The 18101-nt window shown below is 64.6% G+C and carries 15 protein-coding genes; 7 read left to right on the forward strand and 8 right to left on the reverse strand.

Annotated features, from left to right (window positions below):
• Position 1 precedes the first annotated feature (1 nt).
• The gene (locus ACFC2Y_RS02860; RefSeq protein ID WP_375186396.1) at positions 2-277 is read right to left on the reverse strand and encodes a hypothetical protein; all 276 of its coding nucleotides are present in this window, start codon (positions 275-277) and stop codon (positions 2-4) included.
• Between the two features lie 283 nt (positions 278-560).
• On the opposite strand from ACFC2Y_RS02860, the gene moaA reads away from it, so the two are divergent.
• From moaA to ACFC2Y_RS02875, 3 genes are read left to right on the forward strand one after another with little or no spacing between them, the layout of a single operon-like run.
• Complete coding sequence (gene moaA, locus ACFC2Y_RS02865) at positions 561-1568, forward strand: GTP 3',8-cyclase MoaA (RefSeq protein ID WP_375173544.1); 1008 nt, start codon at positions 561-563, stop codon at positions 1566-1568.
• Positions 1568-2848 (forward strand): 3-deoxy-D-manno-octulosonic acid transferase, encoded by a 1281-nt coding sequence (locus ACFC2Y_RS02870; RefSeq protein ID WP_375173545.1) that lies wholly within the window; start codon positions 1568-1570, stop codon positions 2846-2848. The genes moaA and ACFC2Y_RS02870 overlap by 1 nt, the downstream gene beginning before the upstream one ends.
• Positions 2849-2873: 25 nt before the next feature.
• Positions 2874-3914: a glycosyltransferase family 4 protein gene (locus ACFC2Y_RS02875; protein ID WP_375173546.1), complete on the forward strand. Its 1041-nt coding sequence runs from the start codon at positions 2874-2876 to the stop codon at positions 3912-3914.
• A gap of 79 nt (positions 3915-3993) precedes the next feature.
• Here the strand turns inward: ACFC2Y_RS02875 and ACFC2Y_RS02880 are convergent, their stop codons facing one another.
• From ACFC2Y_RS02880 to ACFC2Y_RS02895, 4 genes are read right to left on the reverse strand one after another with little or no spacing between them, the layout of a single operon-like run.
• Entirely contained in the window at positions 3994-5157 is a 1164-nt protein-coding gene (locus ACFC2Y_RS02880) for a M20 aminoacylase family protein (protein ID WP_375173547.1), read from the reverse strand.
• Between the two features lie 26 nt (positions 5158-5183).
• Entirely contained in the window at positions 5184-6347 is a 1164-nt protein-coding gene (locus ACFC2Y_RS02885) for a M20 aminoacylase family protein (protein WP_375173548.1), read from the reverse strand.
• A gap of 7 nt (positions 6348-6354) precedes the next feature.
• Positions 6355-7521, reverse strand: a complete 1167-nt coding sequence (argE, locus tag ACFC2Y_RS02890; RefSeq protein ID WP_375173549.1) for an acetylornithine deacetylase — start codon at positions 7519-7521, stop codon at positions 6355-6357.
• A gap of 1 nt (position 7522) precedes the next feature.
• Entirely contained in the window at positions 7523-9373 is a 1851-nt protein-coding gene (locus ACFC2Y_RS02895) for an ABC transporter ATP-binding protein (RefSeq protein ID WP_375173550.1), read from the reverse strand.
• Between the two features lie 247 nt (positions 9374-9620).
• Between ACFC2Y_RS02895 and ACFC2Y_RS02900 the strand changes: the two genes are divergently transcribed.
• From ACFC2Y_RS02900 to ACFC2Y_RS02915, 4 genes are all read left to right on the forward strand, one after another.
• The gene (locus tag ACFC2Y_RS02900; RefSeq protein WP_375173551.1) at positions 9621-11327 is read left to right on the forward strand and encodes a peptide ABC transporter substrate-binding protein; all 1707 of its coding nucleotides are present in this window, start codon (positions 9621-9623) and stop codon (positions 11325-11327) included.
• A 165-nt stretch (positions 11328-11492) separates the two neighbouring features.
• Positions 11493-12500, forward strand: coding sequence for an ABC transporter permease (locus ACFC2Y_RS02905; protein ID WP_375173552.1), 1008 nt, complete (start codon positions 11493-11495; stop codon positions 12498-12500).
• Positions 12493-13461, forward strand: a complete 969-nt coding sequence (locus ACFC2Y_RS02910) for an ABC transporter permease (protein WP_375173553.1) — start codon at positions 12493-12495, stop codon at positions 13459-13461. The genes ACFC2Y_RS02905 and ACFC2Y_RS02910 overlap by 8 nt, the downstream gene beginning before the upstream one ends.
• Positions 13462-13522: 61 nt before the next feature.
• Positions 13523-14305: a MauE/DoxX family redox-associated membrane protein gene (locus ACFC2Y_RS02915; protein WP_375173554.1), complete on the forward strand. Its 783-nt coding sequence runs from the start codon at positions 13523-13525 to the stop codon at positions 14303-14305.
• A 50-nt stretch (positions 14306-14355) separates the two neighbouring features.
• Here ACFC2Y_RS02915 and ACFC2Y_RS02920 read toward each other — a convergent pair whose 3' ends face one another.
• The 3 genes from ACFC2Y_RS02920 to ACFC2Y_RS02930 all read right to left on the reverse strand — a co-directional run bounded on the left by ACFC2Y_RS02920 (position 14356) and on the right by ACFC2Y_RS02930 (position 18013).
• Positions 14356-15846 (reverse strand): NAD(P)(+) transhydrogenase (Re/Si-specific) subunit beta, encoded by a 1491-nt coding sequence (locus ACFC2Y_RS02920; protein ID WP_375173555.1) that lies wholly within the window; start codon positions 15844-15846, stop codon positions 14356-14358.
• Between the two features lie 13 nt (positions 15847-15859).
• A complete protein-coding gene (locus tag ACFC2Y_RS02925) occupies positions 15860-17434 on the reverse strand; it encodes a Re/Si-specific NAD(P)(+) transhydrogenase subunit alpha (protein WP_375173556.1) in 1575 nt (524 codons plus the stop codon).
• Positions 17435-17560: 126 nt separating this feature from the next.
• Positions 17561-18013, reverse strand: coding sequence for a methyltransferase family protein (locus tag ACFC2Y_RS02930; RefSeq protein WP_375173747.1), 453 nt, complete (start codon positions 18011-18013; stop codon positions 17561-17563).
• Positions 18014-18101: the final 88 nt, after the last annotated feature.

An 18101-nucleotide genomic window follows, 5' to 3' on the forward strand; every position in this document is an offset into this window, starting at 1 on the left:
CTTAGCGGCTAACGCTGAACTCCGGCAGGCCTGTCAGCGGCGCGCCCAGGGCCTGCATCAGTTGCAGCGAGGCGCGCGATCCGGCTGTCCTGGGGCCATCAATCGGAATGAGCCGCGCGGTCACGCTCTTGCCGGTGCCACTGTAGCGCACGGTGCCCGGACCCTCCGCCCGCACCAGAGGGGTTTTCAGCCAGAGCCCCGGTTCCGCCGCATTGCCAAGCGACGCGATCGTCGTGCCAAGCGACCCTGTCTCAAGTGGCGCGGCGGGTTGAGCCACGGAAATCTCACCGCCCTCCCCCGGTCGCCCCTGCGGACGGATTTCGGCATAGGGGCCACCGACGGCAGGCGGCGCGGCGGCGGGCGTGGCGGAGCGCGAAAAGGGCCCATTGCCTGAGCCGCAGGCCGCCAGAGCAAGACAGAGGGGAAGGACAAGAATTCTCATAGGTTGAATGATGGCGGTTGCGCATCCCGGGTCAATGGCAATTCCGCCCGGTCCCACCTCCGGCGCGGTGCGGTCGTGGCCCCTTGCCCCGATGCCCTGGCAGGCATAAGTTCCTCGCATGTCGGCACCTCTCATCGATCCCTTCGCCCGCGCGATCACCTACCTCCGAGTTTCGGTTACGGATCGGTGTGATTTCCGCTGCGTCTACTGCATGTCGGAAAACATGACCTTCCTGCCCAAGAAGGAGCTGCTGACGCTGGAGGAGCTGGACCGTCTCTGCTCCACCTTCGTCGGGCTCGGCGTCGAAAAGCTGCGGATCACCGGGGGGGAGCCGCTGGTGCGGCGGGACATCATGACCTTTTTCCAGGGCATGTCCCGGCATCTGGAGAGCGGCGCTCTGAAAGAGCTGACAGTCACGACCAACGGCTCGCAACTCGAACGCTTTGCCAAGGATCTCTATGCGGCCGGGGTGCGCCGGATCAACGTTTCGCTCGACACGCTGGACGAGGCGAAATTCGCCCGCGTCACCAGATGGGGGCGGTTGGCGCAGGTTCTGCGGGGGCTGGACGCGGCGCAGGCGGCGGGACTTCGGGTGAAGCTGAACGCCGTGGCGCTGAAGGACTTCAACGAGGACGAGCTCTTCACCCTGACCGAATTCTGCGCCGAGCGTGGTATGGACCTGACTTGGATCGAGGTCATGCCCATGGGCGATCTGGGCAACGAGGACCGGATCGGCCAGTACTGGTCGCTCAAGGACGTGCGCGCCCGGCTGGCGGAGAACTACACGCTGATCGACCTGGCGGAGCGCACCGGCGGCCCGGCGCGCTATGTGCAGCTGCAGGAGACGGGGCAGAAGATCGGCTTCATCACCCCGCTCAGCCATAATTTCTGCGAAAGCTGCAACCGCGTTCGGGTGACCTGCACCGGCGAGATCTACATGTGCCTCGGACAGGAGGACGTGGCCGATCTGCGCGCGCCGCTGCGCGCCCATCCCGACGACACCGGCCCGCTGGAGGACGCCATTCGCGCGGCAATCGCCCTGAAACCCAAAGGACATGATTTCGACTACTCGCGGCAGCGTGCGGATGGCCAGGTGTCCCGCCACATGAGCCATACGGGCGGCTGATGGCGCCGCAAGGTACCGTCTTTTATCACTTCTACAGGGTCATCGCGGGCATCGCCGCGCCGGTGGTCTGGTATCGCGTATCACGCAAACTGGCCCGGCATGGCGTATCGCCTGAACGGCGGCGCGAAAGGCTGGGCCATGCCACCCTGCCCCGTCCCGAAGGGCGGCTGATCTGGTTTCATGCCGCCAGCGTCGGCGAAAGCCTGTCGGTCCTGGCCCTGGCGCGGCGAATGGTAGAGCGAGACGACCGGACAGAGGTGCTGATCACCTCCGGCACGGCCTCCTCCGCCGAGATCCTCGAAAGCCGCATGCCGCCGGGCTGCCGCCACCAGTTTGCCCCGCTCGACCGGCGCGACGCGTTGAAACGCTTTCTGGCGCATTGGCAACCGGACGCCGCGATCTTCATCGAGAGCGAGCTCTGGCCGCAGATGCTGGGCGCGGCGCACAAGGCGGGGATTCCGCTGGCGCTGCTGAACGCGCGGATGTCGGCCTCCAGCCTGAAGAACTGGCAGCGGTTCAACGACACGGCGCGCTATCTCCTGGGGTTGTTCACCATGATCCGCACCCAGGACCAGCGCACCCTGGACGGGTTGCTGGAGCTGGGCGCCGACCCTGCCAGCCTGGCACTTGGCCCGAACCTCAAGGCGATGTCGGACCCCCTGCCGGTAGACGACATGGCCTATGACGACATCGAGGCGGCTTATACCGGGCTGGTCTGGGTTGCCGCCTCCACCCACCCCGGGGAGGAGGCCAAGGTGATCGAGGCGCAGATCCGGCTGGCGGAACATGTGCGCGGTGCCCGGCTCATCCTCGTGCCGCGCCATCCCGAACGCGCAGGCGAAATCGCCGCGATGGTCGAGGCCAAGGGGCTGACCTGCGCCCGGCGCAGCCAGACCAAGGATCCCGGCGCGGCGGAGGTGTACATCGCGGACACCCTTGGCGAGATGGGGCTGTGGTATCAGCTGGCCTCGGTGGTCTTCATGGGCGGCTCCTTCGGGCGCGCGGGCGGGCACAACCCCTATGAGCCGGCCCAGATGAACTGCGCCCTGCTGTCGGGGCGGCGGGTGGCCAATTTCGCCGACACCTATGCCGCCTTCGAGGAGGCAGGCGCGGTACGGCTGGTCAAGAACGCCAAGGAGCTGGCCTCCGCCGTGGCCCTGCTGCTGACCGATCTGGAGGAACAGCGCAGCCAGAAATCCGTCGCCATGGCCCTGGCCCAGTCACAACTGGCGGAGTTGGACGACCTGGCCGATGTGCTGGAGCAGCAACTCTTGACCTGACCCCGCCGCGCGGCGATGACGGGCCATGCCGGAGCTTTTCGTCACAAATTTTAATCGCAATTACACCGGGGTCTCCGCCACGGCGGCCGGTGTGCTGCGCCAGCAGGTCGGACAATATGACCTGCGGCTCGTCGGACATCCCCTGCCCGGCGCGCCCGCCCCGATCACCAAGACGGAGGCCAAGCGGCTGTCGCGCCAGCCCCCAGAGGGCCGCCCCTTTGCGATCTGGCATGTGCGCCGCAATCCGGAGATGCAGACGGCGATCTGGGCGCGGGATGTCCTGCGCCTGCCGATCCGCATCGTCTTCACCTCCGCCGCGCAAAGGCTGCATTCGGCCTTTCCGCGCTGGCTGATCTCCCGCATGGATGCGGTCATCGCAACGACAGACCGGGCGGCGGAGTTCGTGCCGCATGTCCGGGCGGTGGTGTCGCATGGGGTGGATGCCGCGCTCTACACCCCCGCGACAGACCGCAGGGCGGCCTGGGCGGCCACGGGCTATCCCGGCCAGCGCGGCATCGCCACCGTGGGACGCATCCGGCCGGAAAAGGGCACCGATGTCTTTGTCGAAACGCTGATCCGCGCCCTGCCCGATCTGCCGGGCGTCACCGCGTTAATCATCGGCAAGGCGACCCGGAAACACGAAGGGTTCCTGGCCGAGCAGAAGGCGAAACTCTCCGCCGCCGGGCTGGGCGACCGGGTGATTTTCGCCGGCGAACTGCCGCCGGAGCGGATGGCTCAATTGCTGCCCGCGCTCGATCTCTGCGTGCAACTGCCGCGCTACGAGGGCTACGGGCTGGCCCCGCTGGAGGCCATGGCCGCCGCCGTGCCGTTGCTGGCGTCGGAGGCCGGGTATTTCCGGCATTTCACCCAGGGCGGCTCCAACGGCGTGGTCGTGCCGCAAGAGGCCGCGGACCGCGCGGCGGCAGAGATGATCGCCCTGCTACGCGACGAGGCGCGGCTGGCGGAGATGGCCACCCATGCCCGCCGCGACGCCGTACAACTCTTCTCGATCGAGCGGGAGGCCGCGGGGATCGCCGAGGTCTACGAGGCGCTCTGGCGCGGCTGAGCTTTCTTTTTGCCCGAAATATCCTCGGGGGGAGACGCCGCAGGCGGCGGGGGGCAGACAGCCCCCTGCCCCCGTCAGATCAGGCCGCCGGCATCCGCCGTTCCGCGATCCCGGCCCACCAGGAACAGCCCGCCGGGATGGCCTCGTCGTTGAAGTTGTACTCCGGCGTGTGGACATTGGCGCTGTCGCCGTTGCCGACCAGAATATAGGCGCCGGGGCGTTCTTCGAGCATATAGGCGAAATCCTCGCCCCCCATGGTGACCTCCGCGAAATCGCAGGTGCCGGAGACCTCTCGCGCCACCTCGGCGGCGAAATCCGTCTGCTCCTCGCTGTTGACCATGGCCGGGTAGCCCTTGATCCAGGTGATCTCGGCCTTGGCGCCATAGGCCTCGCAGGTGGAGGTCGCGATGGCCTTCAGCCGGGTTTCCGCCAGTTCGCGGGTTTCCTTGGACATGGTGCGGATCGTGCCGCGGATGGTCACCGCGTCGGGGATCACGTTGAACGCCTTGGAGGAGCTTTCGATGGAGCAGACGGAGACCACGATCTGCTGGATCGGGTCGGCATTGCGCGAGGCGATACTCTGCAAGGCGCTGACCACCGAAGAGGTCGTCACGATCGGGTCCACGGTCCGGTTGGGCTGCGCCGCATGGCCGCCCTGGCCGCGCACCGTGATCTCGAACTGATCGGTGGAGGCGAAGAAGCCGCCGGGCCGGATGGCGAACTGGCCCGTGGGGATGCCGGGCCAGTTGTGCATACCGTAGACCTCCTGAATGCCGAAGCGCTCCATCATGCCGTCGTCGCACATCTCCTTGCCGCCGCCGCCGCCCTCTTCGGCGGGCTGGAAGATCACGACGACCGTGCCGTCGAAATTCCGCGTCTCCGCCAGGTATTTGGCCGCGCCCAGAAGCATCGCCGTGTGCCCATCATGCCCACAGGCATGCATCGCGCCCGGGGTCTTGGAGGCATAATCCACCCCGGTGTTTTCCAGGATCGGCAGGGCGTCCATATCGGCGCGCAGGCCGATCACCTTGCCCGACGCGGTGGATTTGCCCTTGATGACTCCGACCAGGCCGGTGCGGCCCAGCCCGGTGACGACCTCGTCGCAGCCGAAGGTCTTCAGCTTTTCTTCCACCACCTGGGCGGTGCGGACGGTGTCGAACAGGATCTCGGGGTTCTCGTGCAGGTCGTGCCGCCACTCGGTAATCTCGGGCAGCAGCTCGGCAAAACGGTTCTTCACGGGCATGTTTCTCTCCTTCTCTTGGCCCGCGCTCAGGCGGGCATGCGTGTTTCGACAAGCTCCGCGAACCAGCTGCAGCCGGCCGGGATGGCCTCGTCGTTGAAGTCATAGGCGGGGTGATGGACCATGGCGGTGTCGCCATTGCCCAGCATGATATAGGCGCCGGGGCGTTCCTCTAGCATATAGGCGAAATCTTCTGCCGCCATGATGGGCGGGATGTCGGTGGTCACGGCTCCGGCGACCTTTTCGGCGATCTGGGCCGCGAAATCGGTCTGTTCGGGCGTGTTCATTGTGACGGGATAGCCGCGTTTGTAGTCGATCTCGGCCGTGGCGCCGAAAGCTTCGGCGGTGGAGGTCACCAACGCGCGGATGCGGGTTTCGGCGAGGTCACGAATGGCGGGGTCGAGCGTGCGGACGGTGCCGCGCAGAGCGACCGCGCCGGGGATGATGTTTTGCGACTCGGTGTCAGATTTGACGGTGCAGACCGAGACGACGACGGATTTGGTCGGATCGGCGTTGCGGCTGGCGACGCTTTGCAGGGCGACGATCACATGGGCGGAGGCCACGACGGGGTCGATTGTCGTATGGGGCTGGGCCGCATGGCCGCCCTTGCCGTTGATGGTGATCGCGAATTCATCGGCGGAGGCGAGCAGGGCGCCGGGGCGGATGGCGAATTCGCCCGCCGGGATGCCGGGCATGTTGTGCAGCCCGTAGACCTCGTCGATCTTCCAGCGCTCCATCAGACCGTCGTCGACCATGGCCTTGCCGCCGGCCCCGCCCTCTTCGGCGGGCTGGAAGATCAACACGACCGTGCCGTCAAAACGCCGGGTTTCGGCCAGGTATTTCGCGGTGCCCAGCAAGATGGAGGTATGGCCGTCATGCCCGCAGGCATGCATCGCGCCCGGCGTCTTGGAGGCATGGGGCAGCCCGGTCTTCTCCTCCATCGGCAGGGCGTCCATGTCGGCGCGCAGGCCAAGGGTCCGGCCGCTTGTGTCTGTCTGTCCCCGTATGACGGCGACAACACCGGTACGGCCGATCCCCTCCACCACTTCGTCACAGCCAAACTCGCGCAGCTTTTCGGCAACGATCCCGGCGGTGCGGTGCACCTCGTAGAGGATTTCGGGGTGTTCGTGGAAATCATGCCGCCAGGCGGTGATTTCGGGCAGGAGTTCGGCGAAGCGGTTCTTGATGGGCATGGGGGACTCAGTCTTGGTTCAAGTGGTCGAGCAGGTGTCGCATGAAGGCCTCCCCGGCCTCGAATTGCGCGATCTCGATGAATTCGTCGGGCTGATGCGCCTGTTCGATGTCGCCGGGGCCGCAGACCACCGCGTCGAATCCGTGTTTCTGGAAATACCCGGCTTCGGTGCCGTAACTTACTACATGCCGGGCGTTGTCGCCGGTGAGCTGCCGGGCCAGCGTTTCCGCCGGGCCACCGGGGTCGGAAAAGAGCCCGGGGCCGGAGAACCGCTCGGTCACCTCGATCCGGGCTTCGGGGTGGATGGCCTTCATGCCCGCCTCGATCTCCGCCACCTTGTCCATGACGCGGCGGCGCCAGTCCTCCGGGTCATCCCCCGGGGCAACGCGGATGGAGAAGACGAATTCGCAGTCCTTGGCGGTGATGTTATGGGCGGTGCCGCCCTCGATCATGCCGACATGCAGGTTCGACCATGGCGGTTCGAAGAGCGCGTTGATCTCGTTCGGGGTGGCGGCGGCACTTTCCGCGTTGACCTCGTTGGCCCATTGGATCAGCCGCGCGCCCTCCATGATGGCGGACACACCGCGATGCGAGAGGGAGGAGTGGATTTCATAGCCATGGAAATGCATCGTCCAGGCCAGCCCGCCCTTGTGGCCGGTGACGGCCTGCATCGTGGTCGGCTCGCCGATGATGGCGGCGGCAGCGCGGGGGAAGGCCTCGCCCAGATCCTCGATCAGGGGTTCCGCGCCGAGCAGACCGATTTCCTCGTCATAGGTCAGGGCCAGTTGCAGCGGGCGGACGGTGCTATTGGCCTGCGCCTCCACCACGGCCCAGATGGCCAGGGCGTCGAACCCCTTCATGTCGCAGCAACCGCGCCCGTAGTAGCGCCCGTCGCGCTCGGTCACGGTAAAGGGGTCGGAGGACCACTTCTGACCATCGACCGGCACGACGTCGGTATGACCGGACAGGACAACGCCCCCCTCCTCCATCGGTCCGGCATGGGCCCAAAGGCCGGCCTTTGGTTCCGAGGGATGCAGGTGGCGTTGCACGGCGACGCCGTGGCTTTCCAGATAGTCCTGCACCCAGTCGATCAGGGGCAGGTTCGTGTCGCGGGATACCGTGGGGAAGCTGACCAGCTTCTCCATGATCTCGTAGGGCGTCAGTCTTGCGGGCATTTCAGTAACCGGAGTCGGTCGTCAGTACGTAGTGGTCATCGCCGACCTGTTCATAGACGGAGGGCTCGGGCTTGTAACCGAGGTCGTGGATCGGGGACGGGATGGGCTTGAAGTTCAGCTCCCGCTCGGACTTGCGACGGTTCGGGTCGGCGATCGGCACGGCCTTCATCAGGGCGCGGGTATAGGCGTGTTGCGGGTTCTCGAAGACTGCCTGACGCGCGCCGATTTCCACGATCCGGCCCAGGTACATCACGCCGACGCGGTGGCTGACGCGTTCGACGACGGCCATGTCGTGGCTGATAAAGAGGAAGGAGAGGCCGAGTTCCGCCTGCAGTTCCATCATCAGGTTGAGGACCTGCGCCTGCACAGAGACGTCGAGCGCCGAGACCGCCTCGTCCGCGACGATCAGCTTGGGGTTCAGGGCCAGCGCCCGGGCGATGGCAACACGCTGCCGCTGGCCGCCGGAGAGTTCGTGCGGATAGCGGCGCATGAAACCGCGCGGCAGGTGGACCCGGTCAAAGAGCATGGCGATGCGGTCTTCCATCTCCTGCCCCTTGAGGGTGCGGTAGTTCCACATCGGTTCGGCGACCTGATCGCGCAGCATCATCTGCGGATTGAGCGAGGCGAAGGGATCCTGGAAGATCATCTGCATGTCGAGCCGCGCCTTGCGCAATTCGCGGTCGTTCAGCGCCATGATATCCTTGCCATCGAGGCGGATTTCGCCGGAGTTCGGTTCGACCAGCCGCAGCAGCGACCGACCCGCCGAGGATTTGCCGCAACCGGATTCCCCGACAAGGCTGAGCGTCTGGCCCTTGTTCACCGTGAAGGAGACATCCTCCACCGCATGGACCTGCGCGACCGTCCGCCGAAAAAAGCCGCCCTTCACCGGAAAGCGCGTGGTCAGGTTCTTGACCTCCAGCAGCACTTCGTTCGTGCCGGGGATCGGCTTGACCTCACCCGCATCCACACCGACCAGCCGCATCGGTTCCGGCGCGGATTTACCGGTCATCTCGCCCAGCTTGGGCACGGCGGCGAGCAGGGCCTTGGTATAGTCATGCTGCGGGTTGTTGAAAATTTCAGCAACCGGCCCTTCCTCGACCTTGTTGCCGCGGAACATGACGACCACACGGTCCGCCATTTGTGCAACAACGGCCATGTCATGGGTGATGAACATCACCGCGGTGCCGGTTTCGCGCTTGAGACGGTCCATCAGGGCGAGAATCTCTGCCTGAATCGTCACGTCCAGCGCGGTCGTCGGCTCGTCCGCGATCAGCAGCCGCGGCTTGCAGGCCAGCGCCATGGCGATGACCACACGCTGCCGCATCCCGCCAGACAGTTCGTGCGGGTATTGCGTCATCCGGCGTTCCGGTTCGGGGATGCGGACCTCGCGCAGCAGTTCGATGGCGCGGGCCTTTGCCGCCTCCTTGTCGAGGTCGAGGTGCAGGCGCAACCCCTCGGTCAGCTGGCGTCCGACGGTGAAAACAGGGTTCAGGGCCGTCATCGGCTCCTGAAAGATCATGCCGATTTCGTTGCCGCGGATCGTGCGCATAAGGCCTTGATCCGCCTTGGCAATATCCATTTCCTTGCCATCACTGCGATCAAAGAAGAGATGCCCGCCCGCGATCTTGCCGCCGCCATATTCCACCAGCCGCATCAGCGACAGCGACGAGACGGATTTGCCGGACCCGGATTCGCCGACGATGCAGACGGTTTCGCCGGGATTGATGGAGAAGGAGACATCCTCGACCCCGAAGACCTCGCCGTCCTTGGTCTGAAACGACACCCTGAGGTTTTCGATCCGGGCGATGGCGGATGCGCCAGTGGCATCCGAGGTTTGGGGCTGATCCAACATGGGGGTCCTGTCCTGTCTGACCCCCCGACGCTAGCGACGGAGCGGCCAAAATGTCAAACGCGGGACACGGCTGACCTTGGGTCCGGTCGTCAGCGGGCTTGCATTTTGAACGAAACCGCTTTTCGATGGTCCAATGCGTGGGGGGTGGCAATTCCGGTTACGGTAGCGAATGTCGCTTTCTCACCCCACGAACAAAAAGCCGCGTCACCGCAGAAGTGGCGAGGCCAATCCAACAATGGAGTATGTGATGAAACTCAAATCCCTGCTGCTCGGCGCCGCCGCTGCATCGGTCATGGCGCCCGCTGCCATGGCGGAGCGTGGCGCGGACGGTCATGTCAACGTGATCTACTGGCAGGCGCCGTCGATCCTGAACCCCTATCTGTCGTCCGGCACCAAGGATATCGAATCCGCCTCGCTGGTGATCGAGCCGCTTGGCCGCTTTGACGAAACCGGCGCCATGGTCCCCTACCTCGCCCAAGAGATCCCGACGATCGAAAACGGTGGCGTGACCGAAGACCTCAAGCAGATCACCTGGAAGCTGAAAGAGGGCCTGCTGTGGTCCGACGGCAGCCCCGTGACCTCGGCCGACGTGGCCTTCACCGCCGAATACTGCATGCATCCCGAAGGCGGCTGCGCACAGGCGGCCAAGTTCGAGGGCGTGTCCTCGATCGAAACGCCGGATGACCTGACCATCGTGGTGAACTTCTCCGAACCCAAGCCGAACCCCTACCAGGCGTTCATGGGCGGCCAGTCCCCGATCATCCAGGCAGCGCAATTCGCCGAGTGCCTGGGCGCCAAGGCCCCGGAATGCACCGAAGCCAACTTCAACCCAATCGGCACAGGCCCCTTCGTGGTGGATGATTTCCGTCCCAACGACGTGATCTCCCTCTCGGCCAACCCGAACTACCGCGACCCGAACAAACCGGCCTTCGCCACCATGACCTTCAAGGGTGGCGGTGATGCGGCTGCAGCCGGTCGTGCGGTTCTGGAAACCGGCGAATACGATTACGCATGGAACCTGCAACTGGCCCCCGAAGTCATCGCCAAGATGGCCGAAGGCGGCAAGGGCACGCCGGTGTCGGCCTTCGGGACCCTGGTCGAGCGGATCGAGATGAACCTGACCGACCCGTCCCCGGACCTGCCGGAAGGCGAACGCGCGACGGCCAAGCATCCGCACCCGATCCTGACGGATATGAAGGTGCGCAAGGCGCTGTCGATGGCGATCGACCGTCCGCTGCTGGTTGAAATCGGCTACGGCCAGGCGGGTCGTCCGACCTGTAACCTGGTACCCGCGCCGGAAATCTACGCCTCCGACAACACGGAATGTCTGACCCAGGACATCGAAGGCGCCAAGGCGCTGCTGGAAGAGGCAGGCTGGACCGACACCGACGGTGACGGCATCCGCGACAAGGACGGCATGAAACTGTCGCTAACCTACCAGACGTCGACCAACGCCGTGCGTCAGGACTTCCAGGCCCTGATCAAGCAGTGGTGGAGCGAGATCGGTGTTGAAACCGAACTGCGCAACATCTCCGGCTCGGTCTTCTTCGGTGGCGACCCGGGCTCCCCGGACACCTTCCAGAAGTTCTATGCGGACGTGGAAATGTACGCCAACAACTTCGACGGCACCGATCCGGAAGCCTACCTCGCGCAGCACACCTGCGAGAAGTTCCCGCGCCCGGAAAGCCAGTGGCAGGGTGAGAACATCAACCGCTTCTGCGACGAGGAATTCGATGCGCTCGTCGCCGAGTTGGGCAAGACCGGCGAGCTGGAAAAGCGGGCCGAGATCGCCAAGAAGCTGAACGACATGCTGACCAAGGACAGCTATGTCATCGTTCCGCTGGTCGACCGTGGTCGTGTCTCCGCACATTCCAACACGCTTGGCGGCGTGGTCCTGAACACCTGGGACTCGGAACTGTGGAACGCAGCCGACTGGTACCGGATCGACGGCTAAACGCCTGATCTTTGCGCCCCCGTGCCTTTGCACGGGGGCGTCTTCGTTTTTTCGGACGGTATTGGCGAGCCATTGCACTAGGATGGTTCTTGAATACAGCCCTCGAAGACGGATTCCGCCTTTGCACTCCTTGACCTACCCTCCCCTCCCGCGTGAGACCGGCCGATGCTGACTTTCACGATCCGCCGCCTGATCCTGGCGATTCCGACGCTCCTGTTCATTTCACTGGTCATCTTCGGATTGCTGCAATTGGCCCCAGGGGACCCGATGGCCCAGGTGCCACTGACGGTGCCGCCGGAGGTGAAGCAGAAGATGCGCGAGGCGCTCGGCCTCGGGGATGCCTGGTATATCCAGTACTGGAAATGGATCGTGCAGTTCTTCTGGACCGAGCCGAAGGTGCTGTTCGACTGGGTCTTCGGAACGAATTTCTCCGAAGGGCAGCTGCGCGTGCTGTCCTGGCAGACCCGCTCGCCGGTGATGGACATCGTGATCCAGCGGATTCCCCAGACGCTCTGGGTGGTGGGGACGGCCTATGTGGTCGCTGTTCTAATCGCCCTGCCGATCGGGATCTATTCGGCCTATCGGCAATATTCGATCTTCGACAATATCGGGACTTTCGTGTCGATGATCGGCTTTTCCGTCCCGCCGTTCTTTTCCGGCGTGCTGGCCATCGTCGTGTTCTCCGTGATCCTGGGGTGGTTCCCCTCGATCTACGACACGACGCATCAGGTCACCGACTGGGACAGCTTTGTCATCCAGTTGCGCCAGATGATCCTGCCGGTGATGGTGCTGGCGCTGCAGATCACGGCGCAGATCGCCCGGTTCATGCGGGCCTCGACCCTCGACAACCTGAACCAGGATTACGTCCGCACGGCGCGGGCCAAGGGCCTGTCGGAACGCGTCGTGGTGCTGAGCCACGTCGTGCGCAATTCGATGATCCCGGTGGTCACGGTGATCGCGCTTGGCATTCCGCAGATCTTCGGCGGGGCGATCATCACCGAACAGGTGTTCAAGGTGAACGGGATCGGCCAGCTGCTGATCACCGCGATCCAGGCGAATGACCTGCCGATGGTGCAAACCCTGACCTTCATCTTCGCCGTGCTTATCGTGCTCTTCAACCTGATCGCCGATGTGCTGTACGGCATTCTCGACCCACGGATCCGCTATGACTGACGACAACACGCAAAGCCATATCGAACCCGGCCCGGGCGAGGCGCAGGCCGCAGATGTGCTGGTCACCCCGCTGCCTGCGACCCCGCCGCGAAGCCAGTGGGCGGAGGTCTGGAACCAGTTTCGCCATCACAAGGGCGCCATGGCGGGGGGGATCATCTTCCTGCTTATCGTCCTGGCCGTCTTCCTCGGGCCGATCTTCTGGCATGTGGAGGCAACCTATATCGACATCCGTGCGCGTAACCAGGGCCCGTCGCTGGCGCATCCCTTCGGGACCGACCAGCTGGGCCGGGACATGCTGGCCCGGATGATGGCGGGGGGGCAGGTGTCGCTGTCTGTCGGGATCACCGCGATGCTGCTGGCGCTATTCCTCGGCTCGCTTGTCGGGGTGGTCGCGGGCTATTTCAAATGGCTCGACAACCTGCTGATGCGGACGACGGACCTGTTCCTCGCCCTGCCCCTGCTGCCGCTGCTGCTGGTCATGGTGCTGCTCTTCCGCGAACCGCTGAACGCGTCCTTCGGGCCTGAGACGGGGATCTTCATCCTGATCGTGGTGGCCATCGGCGTGACCTCCTGGATGCCGACAGCGCGGATCGTGCGCGGTGACGTCCTGGCCCTGAAGGAGCGGGAGTTCGTCCTGGCCGCGCGGTCCATCGGGACGACGGATGGCAAGATGATCCTGCGGCATATCCTGCCGAACGTGATCTCGCCGATCGTGGTGTCGGCGACGCTTGGCATCGCCAACGCGATCATCACCGAGTCGGCGCTGTCGTTCCTCGGCCTCGGCTTCCCGCCGGACTTCCCGACCTGGGGTCGGCTGCTGTTCGATGCGGTGGATTACATGCAGCAGAACCCCGAGCGGGTGATCCTGCCCGGTGTGGCAATTTCGCTGACGGTGCTGACGGTGAACTACCTGGGCGACGGTCTTCGCGACGCGCTGGATCCGCGGATCCGCGGGCGGTAGGTCGGAACTTTCCTTACTGCGGCCTCGTTGACCCTGCAGGGATCCGAAAGGAGGCCGCAGGATGACCGATACACTGCTGTTTACCCAGACACCTGCAGCGCGTGAGGACAAGATCCGCGCGCGGCTGTTCCGCATGGACACGCCCGATCACCTCTGCCCGTTCGGGCTCAAGTCGAAATGGCTGCTGAAACGCGCGGGCTATGAGGTCGAGGATCACACCCTCACCACCCGCGCCGAAACGGACGCTTTCATGGAGCGGCACGAGGTCGACACCACGCCGCAGACCTTTATCGAGGGCGAACGGATCGGAGGATATGACGCGTTGCGGGCCTACTTTGACGAGCCGCTGAAGGGCGAAGAGGAGACCTCCTACCGCCCCGTCATCGCCATTTTCTCCGTCGCCTTCCTGATCGCGGCCGCGCTGATGCTGCGGGCTGGCGGGATCGACCCACTGTTCCTGCTCACCGGTTTCGTCTCGGCGGCGATGGTCCTTTTGGGTCTCCAGAAGCTGCAAGATGTCGAAAGCTTCTCGACCATGTTTCTCAACTACGACCTGCTGGCGCGGAAATGGGTGCCGTATGGCTACATCTATCCCTATGCCGAAACGCTGGCCGGGGTGCTGATGATCGCGGGGGTTCTGCCCTGGGTCTCGGGCCCGGTGGCGCTGTTTATCGGTACGGTCGGGGCGGTCTCGGTCTTCAAGGCCGTGTATATCGACCGGCGAGAGCTGAAATGTGCCTGCGTCGGGGGCGGGTCGAACGTGCCACTCGGCTTCGTGTCGCTGACCGAGAACCTGATGATGATGGCCATGGGCCTCTTCACCATTGCGCGGATGGTGATCTGACGAAAAAGGGCGGCCCGAGGGCCGCCCTTTGTCATGCGATGTGCCGTTGCTCAGTCCAGCTTGGCCAGCAGGTTGCCGACCGACTCCTTGGCGTCGCCGTAGTACATCCGCGTGTTGTCCTTGTAGAACAGCGGGTTCTCGATGCCGGAGTAGCCTGTGCCTTGGCCGCGCTTCGACACGAAGACCTGCTTGGCTTTCCAGACCTCCAGAACCGGCATCCCGGCGATCGGAGAGTTCGGATCGTCCTGCGCCGCCGGGTTCACGATGTCGTTCGACCCGATGACGATCACGACGTCCGTATCCGGGAAGTCGTCGTTGATCTCGTCCATCTCCAGCACGATGTCGTAGGGCACCTTGGCCTCGGCCAGCAGCACGTTCATGTGGCCCGGCAGACGGCCCGCGACGGGGTGGATGGCGAAACGCACCTCCTTGCCCTTCGCGCGCAGCTTGCGGGTCAGTTCGGCCACGTTCTGCTGTGCCTGCGCCACGGCCATGCCGTAGCCCGGGACGATCACGACGTTGTCGGCCTCGTCCAGCGCCTGGGCGACACCGTCTACGTCGATCGGCTTCTGTTCGCCCTCGACCTCCATCGCCGGGCCCGTCGTGCCGCCGAAACCGCCGAGGATCACCGAAATGAACGAGCGGTTCATCGCCTTGCACATGATGTAGCTGAGGATCGCACCGGAGGAGCCGACCAGCGCCCCGACCACGATCAGCAGGTCATTGCCGAGCGAGAAGCCGATGGCCGCCGCCGCCCAGCCCGAGTAGCTGTTCAGCATCGAGACGACGACAGGCATGTCCGCCCCACCGATCCCCATGATCAGGTGATAGCCGATGAAGAGCGCGGCCAGCGTCATGATGAAGAGCGGGAGGAACCCGCCGCCGCCGACGTACCAGAAGAGACAGACGAGCGAGATGATCGCCGCCGCCGCGTTCAGCATGTGACCGCCGGGCAGTTTCTCGGCCGCGGAGGTCACCTTGCCCGCCAGCTTGCCAAAGGCGATGACCGAACCGGTGAAGGTGATTGCACCGATGAAGACCCCGAGGAACAGCTCGACCCGCAGGATGTTGATCTCGACCCCGGTCTTGTGCGCCACGATGGCCGCGAAGCCGCGGAACGACTCCTCGACCGCAAGGGCCGCAGCGCTCATCACGCCGTAGGTTTCGTGCGGGAAGGGCACGTTGGCTTCGGCAAAGGCCGTGGCGACGCGCCCGATCTCGATATGTGCGTTGAAGCCGACAAAGACCGCCGCCAGACCGACGAGCGAGTGCATGGCCGCGACCAGCTGCGGCATCTCGGTCATCTCGACCTTCTTGGCGACATAGACGCCGATGGCCCCGCCGGCCGCGATCAGGACGAGCGACAGCAGCCACAGGCCCGCGCCTGGGCCGATGAGCGTGGCGAAGACCGCCAGCGCCATGCCGACAATGCCGTACCAGACGGCACGCTTCGCGCTTTCCTGCCCCGAGAGGCCCCCGAGCGACAGGATAAAGAGGACAGCCGCGACCACATAGGCCGCCGTGGTGAATCCGTATTCCATTATCCCCTACCCCTTACGATTTCTGGAACATGGCGAGCATGCGCCGTGTTACGAGGAAGCCGCCGAAGATGTTGATCCCGGCCATGAAGACCGAAACCGCGGCAAGGAGGATCACCAGGAAGGAGCCGGAGCCGATCTGCATCAGCGCGCCCAGAATGATGATCGAGGAGATCGCGTTCGTCACGGCCATCAACGGCGTGTGCAACGAGTGCGACACGTTCCAGATAACCTGGAAGCCGACGAAGACCGCCAGGACGAAGACGATGAAGTGCTGCATGAAGGAGGCGGGGGCGACAAGGCCCACGGCCAGCAGCAGCACCGCGCCGACGCCCAGAAGCGTGACCTGGTTCTTGGTCTCTTTCTTGAAGGCTGCAACCTCGGCCGCCCGCTTCTCTTCCGGGGTCAGTTCCGGGGCCTTTTCCTTGGGCTTCTGCGCCGCGATGGCCGCGACTTTGGGCGGTGGCGGCGGCCAGGTGATCTCTCCCTTGTGGGTCACGGTGGCGCCGCGGATCACGTCGTCATCCATGTTGTGATCGACCACACCGTCCTTCTCGGGCGTGAGGTCGGTCATCATGTGACGGATGTTGGTGGCGTAGAGGCTGGAGGCCTGGGTGGCCATGCGCGACGGGAAGTCGGTGTAGCCGATGATGGTCACGCCGTTGTCGGTGACGATCTTCTCGTCCGCGACGGTCAGCTTGCAGTTGCCGCCCTTTTCCGCCGCCAGGTCGACGATGACGGAGCCGGGTTTCATGGCCTTGACCATGTCCTCGGTCCAGAGCTCCGGCGCCTCGCGGTTCGGGATCAGCGCGGTGGTGATGACGATGTCCATCTCCGGCGCCAGTTCGCGGAACTTGGCCAGCTGCGCCTCGCGGAATTCCGGCGAGGAGACAGAGGCGTAGCCGCCGGTCGTTGCGCCGTCCGCCTGCTCTTCCTCGAAGTCGAGGTAGACGAATTCCGCGCCCATGGATTCGACCTGTTCGGCCACTTCGGGCCGCACGTCGAAGGCAAAGGTCACGGCCCCGAGGGAGGTCGAGGTGCCGATGGCGGCCAGACCCGCCACACCGGCACCGACGACCAGCACCTTGGCCGGGGGCACCTTGCCCGCGGCGGTGACCTGCCCGGTGAAGAAGCGGCCGAAGTTGTTGCCGGCCTCGATCACCGCGCGGTAGCCTGCGATATTTGCCATCGAGGACAGGGCGTCCATCTTCTGCGCCCGCGAAATCCGCGGCACCATCTCCATCGCGATGACGGTGGCACCCTTGGATTTCGCCAGTTCCATCCCCTCTTCGTTGCCCGCAGGGTTGAAGAAGGAAATCAGCGTCTTCTCCGAGTTGAGGCGCTTCAGCTCTGTCTCGTTCGGCTGACGCACCTTGGCGATGATGTCGACCTCTTTCCACAGCGCGGCGGCGGTCTTGACGACAGTGACCCCTGCGGCCTCGTATGTCTCGTCAGAGAAGCCCGCGGCGGCCCCTGCCCCGGTTTCGATGTAGCATTCGTGGCCGAGCTTCTGGAGTTGCGTTGCCGAGTCCGGCGTCATCGCGACCCTGTTCTCGCCTTCGAATACCTCTTTAGGCGTTCCGATCTTCACCTGTGTCGTCCCCCTTATGAACAACTGGTTTTTCGCAGGCCGGAATATTCCGACCGATTTGACACGCACAGCGCAATATTATTGCGCGGGCATTCCGTGCCGATTTGCCCTTTCTGCGCCGCAGAGTCAAACCCAACGACGTGTCTTCTGGCAATAGCGGGCAAAGTCAGCCCGGAATTTCCGTCTGAGTCTGTCTTCTTCGGGAATAACGAAGTGTCGCTCGATCCACCAGACGAAGATGGGGATGAGCGGCAGGGCCAACACAGCGTCCCAGGCGAGGATGGCACCGGAGAGGATCAGCGCATCGCCCAGGTAGATCGGATTGCGCGACCGGCTGAAGATGCCGGTGGTCACCAGATGGTCCGCGTCGCGGTGCGGCATGACGGTCGTGCGCTTGGCCCGCATCTCGTAGACAGCGAGCGCCATAAGGAGGAGCCCGCCGCCAACCAGGATGCCGCCGATGAAATCCGCCCAGGCGCCCCCGAAGGACAGACCGAAGGGCCAGCAGGTTGCCTGTGCCCATGCGAGGAGCAGGCAGAGGGCAAGCCAGACGGGCGGAATGTCGATCCAGGACTTCATGCCCGCACCAGACCCGGCCAGCGCCTTGGGGTCAATGACCTGCGTCAAGATCGGGGAGGGGCGCACAGGGTGGCTTGCTCTTTGCCTC

It is taken from the genome of Pseudooceanicola sp. (assembly GCF_041987405.1).
Taxonomy (GTDB): domain Bacteria; phylum Pseudomonadota; class Alphaproteobacteria; order Rhodobacterales; family Rhodobacteraceae; genus Pseudooceanicola.